The 12,815-nt window shown below is 69.9% G+C and carries 14 protein-coding genes and 2 tRNA genes; 8 read left to right on the plus strand and 8 right to left on the minus strand.

What is annotated here, in order from left to right:
• Positions 1-22: 22 nt before the first annotated feature.
• A complete protein-coding gene (locus ACFYWJ_RS07870; protein WP_355274327.1) occupies positions 23-619 on the minus strand; it encodes a TetR/AcrR family transcriptional regulator in 597 nt (198 codons plus the stop codon).
• Positions 620-672: 53 nt separating this feature from the next.
• Between ACFYWJ_RS07870 and ACFYWJ_RS07875 the strand changes: the two genes are divergently transcribed.
• Both ACFYWJ_RS07875 and ACFYWJ_RS07880 read left to right on the plus strand, forming a co-directional pair.
• Positions 673-1,044: a hypothetical protein gene (locus tag ACFYWJ_RS07875; RefSeq protein WP_355274324.1), complete on the plus strand. Its 372-nt coding sequence runs from the start codon at positions 673-675 to the stop codon at positions 1,042-1,044.
• A 43-nt stretch (positions 1,045-1,087) separates the two neighbouring features.
• A complete protein-coding gene (locus tag ACFYWJ_RS07880) occupies positions 1,088-1,729 on the plus strand; it encodes an alpha/beta fold hydrolase (RefSeq protein ID WP_355274321.1) in 642 nt (213 codons plus the stop codon).
• 138 nt (positions 1,730-1,867) lie between these two features.
• On the opposite strand, the gene ACFYWJ_RS07885 is transcribed toward ACFYWJ_RS07880, so the two are convergent.
• Positions 1,868-2,827: a superoxide dismutase gene (locus tag ACFYWJ_RS07885; RefSeq protein WP_355274318.1), complete on the minus strand. Its 960-nt coding sequence runs from the start codon at positions 2,825-2,827 to the stop codon at positions 1,868-1,870.
• 114 nt (positions 2,828-2,941) lie between these two features.
• Between ACFYWJ_RS07885 and ACFYWJ_RS07890 the strand changes: the two genes are divergently transcribed.
• Positions 2,942-3,388, plus strand: a complete 447-nt coding sequence (locus tag ACFYWJ_RS07890) for a MarR family transcriptional regulator (protein ID WP_355274315.1) — start codon at positions 2,942-2,944, stop codon at positions 3,386-3,388.
• Positions 3,389-3,448: 60 nt separating this feature from the next.
• Here the strand turns inward: ACFYWJ_RS07890 and ACFYWJ_RS07895 are convergent, their stop codons facing one another.
• Together ACFYWJ_RS07895 and ACFYWJ_RS07900 are read right to left on the minus strand one after the other, a co-directional pair.
• Positions 3,449-3,901 (minus strand): SRPBCC family protein, encoded by a 453-nt coding sequence (locus ACFYWJ_RS07895; RefSeq protein WP_355274313.1) that lies wholly within the window; start codon positions 3,899-3,901, stop codon positions 3,449-3,451.
• A gap of 118 nt (positions 3,902-4,019) precedes the next feature.
• Positions 4,020-4,925: an ADP-ribosylglycohydrolase family protein gene (locus ACFYWJ_RS07900; protein ID WP_387161432.1), complete on the minus strand. Its 906-nt coding sequence runs from the start codon at positions 4,923-4,925 to the stop codon at positions 4,020-4,022.
• 294 nt (positions 4,926-5,219) lie between these two features.
• Between ACFYWJ_RS07900 and ACFYWJ_RS07905 the strand changes: the two genes are divergently transcribed.
• From ACFYWJ_RS07905 to ACFYWJ_RS07915, 3 genes are all read left to right on the plus strand, one after another.
• Positions 5,220-6,410 (plus strand): hypothetical protein, encoded by a 1,191-nt coding sequence (locus tag ACFYWJ_RS07905; RefSeq protein WP_355274309.1) that lies wholly within the window; start codon positions 5,220-5,222, stop codon positions 6,408-6,410.
• 17 nt (positions 6,411-6,427) lie between these two features.
• Positions 6,428-6,499, plus strand: a tRNA-Arg gene (locus ACFYWJ_RS07910).
• A gap of 11 nt (positions 6,500-6,510) precedes the next feature.
• Positions 6,511-6,581: transfer RNA gene (locus ACFYWJ_RS07915), tRNA-OTHER, on the plus strand.
• An 8-nt stretch (positions 6,582-6,589) separates the two neighbouring features.
• Here ACFYWJ_RS07915 and ACFYWJ_RS07920 read toward each other — a convergent pair.
• Entirely contained in the window at positions 6,590-7,429 is an 840-nt protein-coding gene (locus ACFYWJ_RS07920) for a DUF4265 domain-containing protein (protein ID WP_355274307.1), read from the minus strand.
• Positions 7,430-7,456: 27 nt separating this feature from the next.
• Entirely contained in the window at positions 7,457-8,221 is a 765-nt protein-coding gene (locus tag ACFYWJ_RS07925) for a DUF5063 domain-containing protein (RefSeq protein ID WP_387208161.1), read from the minus strand.
• 357 nt (positions 8,222-8,578) lie between these two features.
• Between ACFYWJ_RS07925 and ACFYWJ_RS07930 the strand changes: the two genes are divergently transcribed.
• Positions 8,579-9,184 (plus strand): TetR/AcrR family transcriptional regulator, encoded by a 606-nt coding sequence (locus ACFYWJ_RS07930; protein ID WP_355274303.1) that lies wholly within the window; start codon positions 8,579-8,581, stop codon positions 9,182-9,184.
• Positions 9,184-10,053 carry an alpha/beta fold hydrolase gene (locus tag ACFYWJ_RS07935; protein WP_355274302.1) on the plus strand — a complete coding sequence of 290 codons (870 nt, stop codon included), beginning with the start codon at positions 9,184-9,186 and terminating at the stop codon, positions 10,051-10,053. The genes ACFYWJ_RS07930 and ACFYWJ_RS07935 overlap by 1 nt, the downstream gene beginning before the upstream one ends.
• A 3-nt stretch (positions 10,054-10,056) precedes the next feature.
• Here ACFYWJ_RS07935 and ACFYWJ_RS07940 read toward each other — a convergent pair whose 3' ends face one another.
• Both ACFYWJ_RS07940 and ACFYWJ_RS07945 read right to left on the minus strand, forming a co-directional pair.
• On the minus strand, positions 10,057-12,117 hold the full coding sequence (locus ACFYWJ_RS07940) for a prolyl oligopeptidase family serine peptidase (RefSeq protein WP_355274300.1): 2,061 nt from the start codon (positions 12,115-12,117) through the stop codon (positions 10,057-10,059).
• Positions 12,118-12,198: 81 nt separating this feature from the next.
• A complete protein-coding gene (locus tag ACFYWJ_RS07945) occupies positions 12,199-12,729 on the minus strand; it encodes a hypothetical protein (RefSeq protein ID WP_355274298.1) in 531 nt (176 codons plus the stop codon).
• Positions 12,730-12,815 lie beyond the last annotated feature (86 nt).

Genomic DNA, 12,815 nt, shown 5'->3' on the forward strand with positions numbered 1-12,815 from the left:
GCTACGCGGGGTGAACGCGCTGTCAATCGGACTGATTCGGCGCCGCCGGATCGAGCAGCCGGAGCAGCACGGCGTCGACCAGTTCGTCGGTGGCGGGCAGCGTCCCCGGCGCGACCCTGGCCAGCTGATTGAACCCGTGATAGATGCTGACGGCGACCGCCGCGCGGGTGGCCGCCTGCGGATCGGGCACCCCGAGCAGCCGCAATTGCGCGGCGACGTAGGCGATCCGGCGTTCGGCGACCCGGCGCATCGCGGCGGCGACGGCGGGCTGATCCACCGAAGCGAGCAGCGCGAGATCTTCCCTGCCGTGCGCGGCGTAGTCGATGACATGGGTGAACAGCTGCTGCAATCGTTCGGCGGGCCCTGGCAATCGATCGAGCTCGTCGATGACGTCCTGCGTGCCGCGCCGCTCCCACTGTGCGAGAACGGCGTCGACCAGCGCGGCCCGGTCCTTGAAGTGCCAGTAGAAGCTGCCCTTGGTCGCGCCGAGGCGCTTCGCCAGCGGCTCGACCGCGACCGCGGCCAGGCCGCCCTCGCCGAGGGCTTCGAGCGCGGCCTGTGCCCAGTCGTCGGCGGTGAGCCGGCGCCCCGCCGACTTCGCGTTCCCCTCTTGCGGCATTCACATACGCTACCGTATGGTCGAATCCATACGGGACAGTATGGAGGTTGACCATGCCGATCGTCACCGCGGCGCCGCTGGCCGAGGCGGCCATCCCCGACCCCGACTACGCCGATGCCTACTCCGTCGACGTGCCGCCCGGCGCCACCACCGACCCGGCGGCCTGGACCCGGGCGATCTTCGGCCGCAACGCCTTTCCCGAGCAGGCGGTGTCGCCGACCGAACACCTGACCGGCAAGTCGATGCCGATGCTGGACTTCGTCGCCTCGGTCCGCGTCGTCGATGGCCACGTCACCCTCGCCACGCTGGTGCGCTACCGAAATCCGCTGGGGCGGCTGTATTTCACGATCGTCGGCATCGGGCACCGCAGACTGGTCCCGCGCATGATGGCCCGCGCCGAGCGCAGGATGCGCCACGCTGACTGAACGGGGCAGGGATCGAACCGATCGGTCTCGATAGTCTGGACAGGTGCTGTTTCTGGACGAAGGCCCCCGGACCGGCCCGGCGATCGTGCTCGTGCACGGCATCCCCGGCTCGGTCGATTGGTTCGCGGCGGTGGCCGAGCGGCTGGCGCGCGAGTACCGGGTGATCCGCGTCGACGTCCACGATCAGGGCGCCGGCTCCGGTGATTTCACGGCCGCCGTCCGGACCGCGCCGCTCGTCGAACTCCTCGACGAGCTGGACCTCGACCGGGTCACGGTGGTCGGGCACTCGTTCGGGGCCGAGATCGCCCTCGAACTCGCCGCGGTCTCCCCGCGGGTGGCCAGGGCGGTGGTCGTCGGCCAGGCGCCGGACTACCGCATCGCCGCGATCCCGGCGGTGGCGACCTGGGTGGTCCGCCCGTGGACGGTCCGGCTGGCGCAGCGCTGGACACCGGCCCTGGTGGTCCGGCTGGCGAACCGGACGGCGTTCGCGCCGCGCTTCCGCTACGACTCCGCGCCCGGCCTGGCCGACGCGGTGGTGCGCGACTTCCGCGCGGCCGTGCCCGCCGGCCTGGCCTACGCCGCCGGTCCCCGGGGCGACGACCTCGCCGCGCGTCCCCTCGACGCTCGGGCCGCCGCCCTCGACCTGCCGGTCCTGGCGATCCACGGCCGCCACGACCACCTCTAGGACAGCACCGCCACCCTGGACCGCTACGCCGCGGCGGGCGCGCGCACCCACCTGGTCGAACACGCAGGGCACTCCCCGCAGGTCGAGCAGCCGGACGAATTCGTCGCGGTACTGCGGGAATTCGTCGCCGAGACCTGATCAGAACCCGTCGACCGCCGTCACCACGAAGGTCCCCGGCGTTCCGGCGCTGCCCAGCGGTCCGCCCTTGTCGAACTGCGACGACACGACCAGCGCCCGATCGCCGACGTGCGCCATCGTGGTGGGGACAGCCAGTGCGGGATCGTGGAATTCGGCGACGCGCGTCGCGGTGGCACCGTGGTCGGCGACGGTCCACCGGCTGAGGGTGTTCTCGGTGTTGTGGACCACCCACAGGGTGCCGTCGCGCAGTTCCATGCCGTCGCCGTGGCGGACGTCGCTACCGGTCAGCGCGACCTTGCGGATCGGCTCGGCGCCGCTCGGATCGATCCGGTACAGCTCGCCCGCCGACATCGCGACGACCAGCAGGTACCCGTCCGCTGGATCGGCGACGATGCCGTTCAGCTCGTAGACCTGCGGATCGCGCGGACCGAGTACCGGGCTCAGGTCGTAACCGATGTCCAAGTCCCCGCTGCCCTTCGATACCCGGTCCGGGCTCACCCGGTAGACGACATTGCGCAAGCTGTCGGTCAGGTAGGCGGTGCCGTCGGCGCCGAAGTCGAGATCGTTGACGAATCGTGGCGCGCTGTCCGGCACCGCGAACGAGGCCAGCAGCGCGCGCGACCCGGTGTCGTACACGGCGACGCCGGCGCTCGAATCGATCACCCACAGCCTGCCGTTCCGGTCGACCCGCAGGCCGTTGGTGGTCTTGCGGCCGTCGGCGCCCGCGGGCAGGAACACCTCCGCTCGCGTCGCGCCCGGGGTGGCCCGATAGACGGCGCCGTCGGCGAACGAGCCCACATAGCTGTCACCGGAGCGCGCGTCCACCGCGATGCCCTCGGGATAGACGGCGCTGCCGGGCAGCTCGTAAGCGGTGCTCAGCCGGGGTGTGGCGGCGGTGCCGCACGCGATGAGGGACAGGCAGGCGACGGCCAGGGCGAGGGTGGCGCTGGTCCTGATCATGATGAAGCCTCTCAGTGATGTAATGCCAGACATCAAGTAATAGGCAGGAATGTAAGTTAGAGTTCTAATGATCGTCAAGGGCATTACGAGATGATGGGCGGATAGCATGCACCCATGACGTCCATGCCCGCCGCCGAGAGGCTCGGCACGTATATCAAGCGCGCCGAGCAGTCCCTGATCGCGGCGAAGACCGCCGCGCTGAAGCCGGCCGGGCTGACCGTTCCGCAGTACAGCGCCCTGCTGCACCTGGCCGAGAACCCCGGCATCTCCGCCGCGGCGCTGGCACGGCTGGCCGGGGTGACGCCGCCGACCATGAACACCGTGCTGACCAACCTGCAGGACCGCGGCCTGGTCGAGCGGACACCGCACGAGTGGCACAAGAACGTGCTGGAGACCCGGCTGACCGAAGCGGGCCGGGAGGTGACCGCGGCCGCCGACGTCCGCGCCGTCGCGGTGGAACGCGACCTCGCCGCGCGGTTCACCGCCGCGGAACTGGCCGCGGTCACGGCCCTGCTCACCCGCACGGCGGAGGCGCTCGACGAGATCCGCGCCGACCTCTGACCCCGGGAACGACGAAGAGCCCGCCGGATCATCCGGCGGGCTCTCTGGGTGTCGTGCGGGTCAGCGCTCCGCGGCGGCCTTGACCTTGCTCAGCGTCTCCCGCATTCCGGCGACCAGGTCGGCCTCGAACTTCTGCTCGCCGCCCATCGCCACCTTGATGGTCCCGCGCAGCCAGCCGGGCAGGCCCTTGGCATCGACGGTGCGGGTCTCCACCACCCGGGTGCCGGTGGCGGTGGGCACGAGGTCGTAGCGCCACACCGTGCGGTTCTCGTTCATCCGGAACGCGAAGGACTTGTTCGGCTCGAAGGTCACGATGCGCGAGGTGGTCGGGTAGATCTTCCAGCCGACCTTGTTGACGTTGACGGTGAACGCGCCGTCACGGACGCCGCCGAGGGCGATCATCTTGAGCGTCGTCGGGCTGAGTTCGGAGACGCGGCGCAGGTCGGCCAGGATCGACCACACTTTCTCCGGCGCTGCGGCGATGTCGATGCTGGCTTCGAGATTGTTCGGCAACGGTGCCTCCGGGATGGGTGTGACGGTCTGTCACGCACAGCATAGGCATCGTCGACCCGCGAAGCCCCCGCCCCCGGTCGGATTTTCCGCAGCTCGCCCCTGGCCTGTGCGGGCGTCGTCACATCGCGCCTTCACCCACCCAGGCCGGCAGCGCTTCCCTGGCTGCCCGCCAGTCCTCGGGCACACCGCCCGGCGTCCCGATCCCCGTGCGCGCGGCCACGATTCCGCCGACGATCGCCGCGGTGGTATCCGCGTCACCACCGGCTGCGACGCACGCGGTGATCGCGGCCGGATAGTCGTCGAGGTGGCTCGCCGCCACCCACAGTGTGAACGGCACCGTGTCCTGCGCGCTCACCTGCGCGCCGTTGCCCAGCTCGTACGCGGCCTCGGCGATCGACCGCCCGAGTAGTTCCCCGGCGCGACGCACCCCATTCGCCGTCCGCCCGGGAATGAGGTACGGCTCGACCGCCGCCAGGAGTTCCTCCGGCGCGCGGTCCGTGCCGCGACTCGCCGCCGCCCAGCTCGCGGCCACCGCGACAACCATCGCTCCCACGATCGCCTCGGGGTGTCGATGCGTCACCTCGGCCGCCGACGCCGCCTCCGCCGCCGCCCGATCGAGGTCACCGGCGAAATACGCCCCGAGCGGCCCCACCCGCATCGCCGCACCGTTCCCCCACGACCCCCGCCCGTCGAACAGTGCCCCCGCAGCCTCCGGCCACGGCCGACCATCCCGAATCTGATGCAGCACGACAACTGTCCCACCGCTGTACCCCCGATACGGTTCACACCGATCGGCGAACACGGCCGCCAGCGCGTCCCGATCGATCCGCCCCCGCGCCCTGATCTCGGTGAACACCGAACACGCCATCTCGGTGTCATCGGTCCACTCCCACGGCCCAGCGGGCACCCGCCCACTCATCAGCTCGGCCACCGACCGACCGGGCACGAAGAACTGCGCCCCCAACGCATCTCCCACCGACAACCCTTCGAGGCTGTCCCGAGCACTATCCATATCCCGCATCATGTGCGGGCCATCCTGCCACCACGGTAGTGGTCGTTGCAACCATAACGATGATCGACCACCTACCCGCCGAATTGGCGTTGCAGCGCGACGTCGGGACTTGTGATGATCGACCGCATGACGATGGGGCGGGATGAGGCGCTGGTCGAGTTGCATCGGTCGTTGGACGCGCGGTACCGGCCGGAGAGTGTGGCGCGGCTCGCGTTGTACTGCCTGAAACGGGATCTGCGCAGCGATGAGCACGCTCGGCTGGCCGGGGTCGCGGGGGCGGCGCGGAGGTGGGACGGATTGAGTTCCATGACCGAGGATTTCGCGCGTCCGGTCGGTGGCGCGCACCAGGTCGCGGCGACCAGCAGGCTCTTCGATGTCACCGCGAAGGTCGATGCCGACACCCCGGCCTCGCTCCTGGCCTTCGCCGAGTCGATCGGTACCGAGATCGGATTCGACCCGCGACGCACCGACTTCCTGGCCGATCGGCTCAACCGGCAGCAGCGTGCGGACGCCGGCATGGACGTCTCCAAGCGCCAGTACAACCGCCGATTCCGGGCGCTGACCAGGCTGACCGCCAAGGCGGAGAAGCTGGCGGCCGAGCGGCGCAAGAGGCAGCTCGCGGTGCGGGCGCGCGCCGGGTTCGCCGCGGAACTCACGCTCGACCGGTTCCGGGCCGACCCGAACGCGGCCTGTTTCGTCGCCTACTACACGGCCAAGCGCAAGCTCCGCCGGGAGTTCACCCTGGAGGGTCGTGCGAATCCGTTCGACGAGGTCGCCGAGCTCCTGTTCGCCCGCTGCCGCGGAAACGACGACACCGACTGGTGGATGATCGCCCAGGCCTACGCGACGCCGGAGGTGCTCGACCGCCTCACCGACGAACAACGGGGCATGCTGGTCGGCCGGTGGTCCGCCGTGCTCCGCGCGACGGCCGAGATGCTGGAAAAGGTCTGGAACTCCAGCGAATTCGACCGGCAGGGCATGGTGGTCCGCCGCGGCAACGACTCCTCGACCTGGAATCTGCTGTGCGGTGCGTACAACGCGGCCCGCGCCGCCTGGCTGTCCTGCCTCGCGGCGAGTGGCGCCACCGGTCTGCTGGACACCGTCTGTCCCGGCAAGGCGATGATGCTGATCGCGGGAGACCTGGCGGCGTGGCACAGTGCGGCCGGATCCGGCCCGCACCCGGATACCCGGGTCTGGGCGGCGTTGCCACTGCCGTGGGAGGTGCTCGCGGGCCGGGCCGCCTGCACCGCGGCCGACGTCCGCGCGGCCTGCGCGGCCGCCGCGGTCGATCCGGAGCGTGGTGGCTGGACGGCACCGAAACCACCGGGCCGGGTCGGCACCTTCCGCCCGACGCCGGAGCTGGTGCACGGCGTCGAAGTCGCGGATCCGCTGTGGGCCATGCTGCTTCGCAGCGCGGGCGCGTTCAGCGGCAAGCCGGTCAAGGCCGGCTACGCCGCCGAACTGTCGGCGGAATCCGGTGGACACCCGCACCTCTGATGGGGCACGATCGCGGAGCTGTCGTAGCTCAGCGGTAGAGCACCCGGCTCCTAACCGGGCGGACGCCGGTTCGAGCCCGGTCGACAGCACAAGCGGAGGTCTCGTCGTAGCTCAGTGGTAGAGCGCCCGGCTCGGACCGGGTGGACGCCGGTTCGAGCCCGGTCGACGAGACTCCGCCGCTACTCCGGGTGGTCGGTGTCCTCGTCGGTGTAGGTGAAGTCCTCGATGGTCCAGGGGTCGGTGGGGTGGTCGCGCCAGGCGAGTTTGGCCGGTGGGAGGGCGGCCAGTTCGAGGACGGACGAGTCGGTGTCGGTGACGTGCTGGATGGGGAGGACGGTGGCGGTGTCGGCGGCGAGGGGAGCGTCGGAGCCGTCGCCGATGATCCATTCGCCGTCGGGGTCGCGGACGACGACCAGCGCGGGGCACTCGCCGGTGGCGACGGTGTTGTAGACGAAGGCGGCGAGGTCGGCGGGGAAGGCGAGGCCGTAGGACGCCGGGGGTGGGTCGCTGGGGTTGTTGTCGGCGAGTGCCGGTGTGGCGGTGCGCCATTGCTCGGTGGCCGCGCCGATGTCGTAGATCCACAGGCCGTCGGCGTGGCCCTGGGCGAGGGTGGCTTTGGTCTCCTCGAGGTCGCTGCTCGCGGGGACGTTCAGGGCGACCAGGCCGGTGCCGCTGCCCTCGCCCTCGACGCCGAGCGGCTCGAAGGCGTCGAGCACGGCTTGACGGACCTCGGCGCGCAGACACCCCTCGGCCGGGATGACCCGGATCGTGCAGTTCCCCGACGGCTCGAGCACCTCACCGGCCCACAGCACACCCTCGTCGTCCGCCTCGACCGCGACCACATCGCCGAGCGCGACGGCCCGCGCGTGAAAAGGGATGTTGTCCAGCCGAACCCGCCGCTCGTCGAGCCGCACCGCCCACATCCGCTCCGTGCTGAACGCGTGCCAGCCCGCGGGGTCCTCCGGCAGTCGGAACACCACCCGCACGTAGTCGGTGTCGTCGTCCTCGTTCGCGGTCATGCGGGAGAGCATGCCAGGGGGCGGCGCCTATTTCCGGAGGAGGTCGGCGCGCAGGGCGGCGTGCAGCGGACGCAGCGCGTCGACCGCGTGCCTGCCCCAGTGCGCGATGAAGGACAGCCGCCACTCGAATACCACGTCACGCCAATTCGATCCGGTGTCGAGCGCGTCGAGACCGTGGCGCAGGTCGCGCCAGATGTCGGTCAGGTCGTCGGCCAGCGAGCCCGCACTCACCGGAGCTTCGGTGGTCAGGTCGAGATTCGACCAGTAGTGATCGGTGCGGCCGAGGACTTCGCTCAGCCGCTCGAACCGCTCGAACCACCGGTCGCGGCTGATGAAATCCGGCACCGCGGTGGAGGTCGGTTCCACCTGCGGTAGCGCGCAACCGGCGGCGACGAGCCCGGCCAGCACCGGCACGAGCGCCCGTGCCAGTGCCGCCGGCTCCCATTCGCCGCCGAGCCCTTCGACGACCGCGCAGTACTCGCGCGCCGATCCGACGAATGTCTCGACCTCCGGCGGCTTCTCGCTCATCCGGTAAGGATGGTTCGCCCGACCGACCTCGGCAAGCCCCTCGCCGCCACGTACCCGCGAAGCGGCGAAGGTCGCGGCCGCGCTGCCGAATTCGAGCGCGGCGACGGCGAGTACTTCGCGGTTCGGCGGCTGCGACTGCCGCGCGTCGGTACAATCCCGTTTCACATTCTGGTTGTCCCAGCGCGCCGACGATGCGCGGCGGCGGGGCGACGGTCCGGATCGATGGGTGAGCCGGAAGTTCCTGGGGCTTGTGCCAAGCGACAAAAAAGTTCTAGAGAATTCCTCTAAAACACTCCCTGTTCACATTTGCCTCGGTATCGTCCGAGACGGCAAATGGCCAGTGACAACGTAGTCACAAAGCACCAACTTGGAGTGACACATGCTTTACAACATCACCGATGACAGCTCTGACGGCAACATCCTGAGCCTGCTGCTCGGCCTGCTCACCAGCTCGCTCAGCACCGGTTCTGCGCAGGCCTCGGGCAACTGAGCGGACTGTAGCCAACTTTCGGCTAACGCGCGGTAAGCCGGAAGGGCGGCCGAAGGGCCCGATCCATGACGAGGGGATCGGGCCCTTCGGTATTGTCAGCGACAATGTCACAGGATGCGAATACGGGACGAATGTATGCCGGGCAACCCGTAGAGGACCGGCAACGCCAGCGGCGTGCGCGTTTTCTGGAGTCAGGCCTGACGGTCTTCGCGCGCGACGGGTACGCCAACAGTTCGGTCGGTGCCATCTGTAAGGACGCGGGACTCTCGTCCCGTCAGTTCTACGAGGAGTTCACCGGCCGCGAGTCGCTGCTGTTGGAACTGTACGAGCAGATCGATCGGCAATCGCGCGAAGCGGTCGCCACTGCTCTCGAAGCGAAGACCGACGCGACGGTGCTCGAGCAGATCGACGCCGCCGTGCGCGCCTACGTCGAGGCGATCGGCGCCGATCCGCGCAAGGCGCGGGTGGCGCTCGTCGAGGTGGTCGGCGCGGGTCCCAAGGTGGAGAAGTTCCGGCTGGAGCTACGCCGGGTGTGGGGCTCGCTGCTGGCCAGTGCCGCCGAGGACGCCGCCATGCACGGCGAGATCCCCTCCGGTGACTACGAGCTGCGCGTGCTGGCGATCATCGGCGCGGTCAACTATGTCGTCGACGGCTGGAGCGGCTCCGAGCCGCGGCCGCCGCTCGACGACGTGATCCAAGTGCTGAGCCGGGTGATCCTCGGTGCGGTAGGGGCCTGATGCCCCGGGTCGAGGTCGTCCCGATCCAGGTGCCCGACGGCACCACCCTGCCCGTGCGGCTCATCCCGGCCCGTGGCCCGCATCGACATCCGGTGACCCCGGACGCGCCGCGGCCGGTCGTCGTCATCGTGCCCGGCCTCGCCGTGCCAGGGGAGTTCTACGAATACTTCGGCGACCGGCTGGCCCAGCGCGGCTTCGACGTGGCCATCGGCGAGTTGCGCGGCAACGGTGACAGCACCCACCGCCCGGACGCCGAGAGCGCCTACGGCTACCACGAACTGGCCGCCGTCGACTTCCCGGCGATGCTGCAGGCCGTGCGCGACCGGTTCCCCGGGAGCACGCCGTACCTGCTCGGGCACAGCATGGGTGGGCAGCTCGCCGTCCTGTACGCGGCCAGGGCGCGCGGCCGGATCGCCGGGCTGATCCTGGTCGCCTCCGGCACCCCCTACTTCCGCGGCTATCGCGGGGTGTTCGGTCCCGGCGTGCTGGTCGGCACGGCCGCGGTGGCGGTCGCCTCGAATCTGGCCGGTTTCTGGCCGGGCGACATGTTCGGCCGCCGTGCCTACGGCAGGCAGTCCAAGGTGCTCATGTCGGACTGGGCGCGGCTGGCCCGGACCGGGCGCTTCGTGCCCGTCGGCGCCGATATCGACTACGAGGAACGGATCTCGCGGCTGAAGTTCCCGGTCCTGTCGATCACCGTGGCCGGCGACGACCTGGCCCCGCAGACCTCCGCCGACCACCTGCTGAGCAAACTGCCCGCGGCGCCGGTGACCCGGTGGTTCCAGCCGGAAGCGCTGGGGCACAACGGCTGGATCACCAATCCGGATTCCACGGTCGACGTCGTCGAGAAGTGGCTGCGCGACCGCTAGCGCCTACGCCGAGCGCCTGCCCTCCATCAGCATCTGCGTGAAGAACTCGTAGACCAGTGCGGACAGGAAGGCCGATTGCTTGTTGTCGGCCGCGCCGCCGTGCCCGCCCTCGATGTTCTCGTAGTACCAGACGGTGCGGTCCTGGGATTCCAGCAGCGCCGCCATCTTTCGCGCGTGCCCGGGGTGCACGCGGTCGTCGCGGGTGGAGGTGGCGAGCAGGATCGGCGGGTACTGCCGGTCGGTGTCGGTGTTCTGGTAGGGCGAGTACTCGCTGATGTAGGCCCATTCCTCGGGCTTGTCCGGGTCGCCGTACTCGGCCACCCAGGACGCGCCTGCCAGCAGCAGGTGGTAGCGCCGCATGTCCAGCAGCGGCACCTGGCACACGATCGCGCCGAACAGTTCCGGGTAGCGGGTGAGCATCACGCCCATCAGCAGGCCGCCGTTGCTGCCGCCCTTGGCGCCGAGCCGGTCCGGTGTGGTGATCCCGCGGTCCACCAGATCCCGCGCGATCGCCGCGAAATCCTCGAATGCCCGGTGCCGGTGCTCTTTCAGCGCGGCGGTGTGCCATTCGGGTCCGTATTCACCGCCACCACGGATATTGGCCAAAACGAAGGTGCCGCCCTTCTCGAGCCAGGCCATCCCCGGGGCGCCCAGGTACACCGGGGTCCGCGAAACCTCGAATCCGCCGTAGCCGTCCATGATCGTCGGTCCGGGCGTGCCGCGACGGTCACGGTGACGAATCACGAAGTAGGGCACGGCCGTTCCATCGTCGGAGGTCGCGAAGAACTGCTCGGTCTCGATGCCGGTGGCGTCGAAGTAGCCGGGCGCCTGCTTGAGTACGGTGGCCTGATCGCCGATGGCACTGCTGAGCAGTGTTGTCGGCGTGGTGAAACCGGTGGTGGTGAGCATGAATTCGTCGCCGCCCTCGAGCGGGTCGAGGTTGTTCACCGACGTGGAGGACATGGCGGGGGAGTCGGCGAGTTCGGCGCTGGTCCAGCCGTCGGGTCCGGGCGTGAGCACGCGCAGCCCGGTCTGCACATCGCGCAGGGTGGTGAGGATCAGGTGGTTCTCGGTCCAGCCCCACGTCTCCAGCGAGGTGTGCGGGTCCGGGGTGAACAGCACCTCGAATTCGCGTGCGCCGGCGAGGAAGTCGTTCACGTCGGTGACCAGCAGGGCGCCGGGCGGGTAGGTGATCGCGCCCGGTGTCCAGGCGGTCTTCAGGCGCACCAGGAGCCAGTCGCGGTACCAGTCGACGTCGGCGTCGGTCGGCGTTTCGATCAACCGCCACTCGCCGTCGTCGAGCAGGGACACCTCACTGTTGAAGAAGTCCGTCGACCGGTGCAGATAGTGTCGCTCGTAGCCGGGGTGGCGATCGTAGCCGGCGCTGATCGAGACATCGCCCGGCTTCCCCTCGTACACCGTCTCCGCCGCGGACAACTCGGTGCCGCGTTGCCAGCGCTTGGCGATGCGCGGGTACCCGGAATCGGTGAGCGAGCCGGGGCCGAAATCGGTTCCCACATAGACGGTATCGGCGTCGATCCAGCCGATCCGGGACTTGGCCTCCGGCAGGTAGAACCCGCCGTCCTCCGGTGCGATGAATTCCCTTGTCGTCAGGTCGAATTCACGCTCGACGGTCGCGTCGGCGCCGCCCCGGGATAGGTGGATGATGGCGCGCTCCTGGCTGGGCCGCAGGACCGCAGCGCCCGACCAGACCCAGTTCTCACCGTCGGCCTCGGCGAGCGCGTCGACATCGATCAGCACGTCCCACTCGGGGTCATCGGTCGCGTAGGACTCGAAGGTGGTCCGGCGCCACAGGCCACGCTGGTGCTCGGCGTCGCGCCAGAAGTTGTACAGCCAGGGTCCGCGCCGACCGGGGTAGGCGATCTTGGTGTCGTCGTCGAGCATCGCGAGGACGCGTTGCTCGAGCGCGGTGAAGCGCTCCGTCGCCGCGAACCGCCGCGCCACGACCTCGTTGCGGGCCCGCGCCCAGTCCAGCGCGGCCTCGTCGGTCACATCCTCGAGCCAGAGATAGGGATCCGTCACGTCCTGCTCAACGCCGCTCATCCCCACATTGTTGCCGATGTGGCCGATCGCATCCTCGGCCAGCTCACCGCCCGGGGTGCTCGCCCGGCCGGTGGAGCGCCGTCACCAGGCGTGGGCGACGTCGATCACCACGCGCGCCGGACCGTCGAGGGTGGTGACCCGGAACGGCAGCCGGGCGCGGACACCGAGGCCGAGGGTGGTCTGGCCCTCGAACGAGCCCGCCCAGGATGCCTGGCGGAAGGTCGGGTAGCCGCGCACGTCGACGAGTTCGGTGCGGTCGGCCGGGCGGTAGGTGCTGTTGCCCGCGCCGTCGTAGGCCGGGGCCTGCACCATCACCTGGAGGTACGCGCCGCCGCGCAACGGGACGGTGGCGCCGGAGCCGTCCATCGTCACGGTGTCGACGTAGCCGACGCGGTAGCCGGCCAGCGGGCCCGACAGATCGATGACGAGCCGGTCGAAGCAGTCGTGGCGGCCGGACCGGACAGCCCCGACGGTCGCGGTGGAGTAGTTCGCGCTCGACTTGTCGAGCGAGCCCCAGGTGACGCCGCAGGAGGACGGGGCGGCGGCAGCTGGGAGGGTCCACAGGCTCGCGCAGGCCGCGAGCGTGGTGAACAGGACGAGGAAGCGACGCATGTCGCACCGCCTTCGGGCAGTGGGAGGAAGGTACTGATTAATCGGACTAATCAGACATCGCGTTAGCGTCGCTACGGTTCCGGCTG

The sequence above is a fragment of the Nocardia sp. NPDC003269 genome, from assembly GCF_042888005.1.
GTDB lineage: Bacteria > Actinomycetota > Actinomycetes > Mycobacteriales > Mycobacteriaceae > Nocardia.

What these genes read in the sequence shown, in the direction of transcription:
- ACFYWJ_RS07870 (WP_355274327.1), bottom strand. Translation starts at nt 619, where the DNA reads ATGCCGCAAGAGGGGAACGCGAAGTCGGCGGGGCGCCGGCTCACCGCC.
- ACFYWJ_RS07875 (WP_355274324.1), top strand. Translation starts at nt 673, where the DNA reads ATGCCGATCGTCACCGCGGCGCCGCTGGCCGAGGCGGCCATCCCCGAC.
- ACFYWJ_RS07885 (WP_355274318.1), bottom strand. Translation starts at nt 2,827, where the DNA reads ATGATCAGGACCAGCGCCACCCTCGCCCTGGCCGTCGCCTGCCTGTCC.
- ACFYWJ_RS07890 (WP_355274315.1), top strand. Translation starts at nt 2,942, where the DNA reads ATGACGTCCATGCCCGCCGCCGAGAGGCTCGGCACGTATATCAAGCGC.
- ACFYWJ_RS07900 (WP_387161432.1), bottom strand. Translation starts at nt 4,925, where the DNA reads ATGATGCGGGATATGGATAGTGCTCGGGACAGCCTCGAAGGGTTGTCG.
- ACFYWJ_RS07905 (WP_355274309.1), top strand. Translation starts at nt 5,220, where the DNA reads ATGACCGAGGATTTCGCGCGTCCGGTCGGTGGCGCGCACCAGGTCGCG.
- ACFYWJ_RS07920 (WP_355274307.1), bottom strand. Translation starts at nt 7,429, where the DNA reads ATGACCGCGAACGAGGACGACGACACCGACTACGTGCGGGTGGTGTTC.
- ACFYWJ_RS07930 (WP_355274303.1), top strand. Translation starts at nt 8,579, where the DNA reads ATGTATGCCGGGCAACCCGTAGAGGACCGGCAACGCCAGCGGCGTGCG.
- ACFYWJ_RS07935 (WP_355274302.1), top strand. Translation starts at nt 9,184, where the DNA reads ATGCCCCGGGTCGAGGTCGTCCCGATCCAGGTGCCCGACGGCACCACC.
- ACFYWJ_RS07940 (WP_355274300.1), bottom strand. Translation starts at nt 12,117, where the DNA reads ATGAGCGGCGTTGAGCAGGACGTGACGGATCCCTATCTCTGGCTCGAG.
- ACFYWJ_RS07945 (WP_355274298.1), bottom strand. Translation starts at nt 12,729, where the DNA reads ATGCGTCGCTTCCTCGTCCTGTTCACCACGCTCGCGGCCTGCGCGAGC.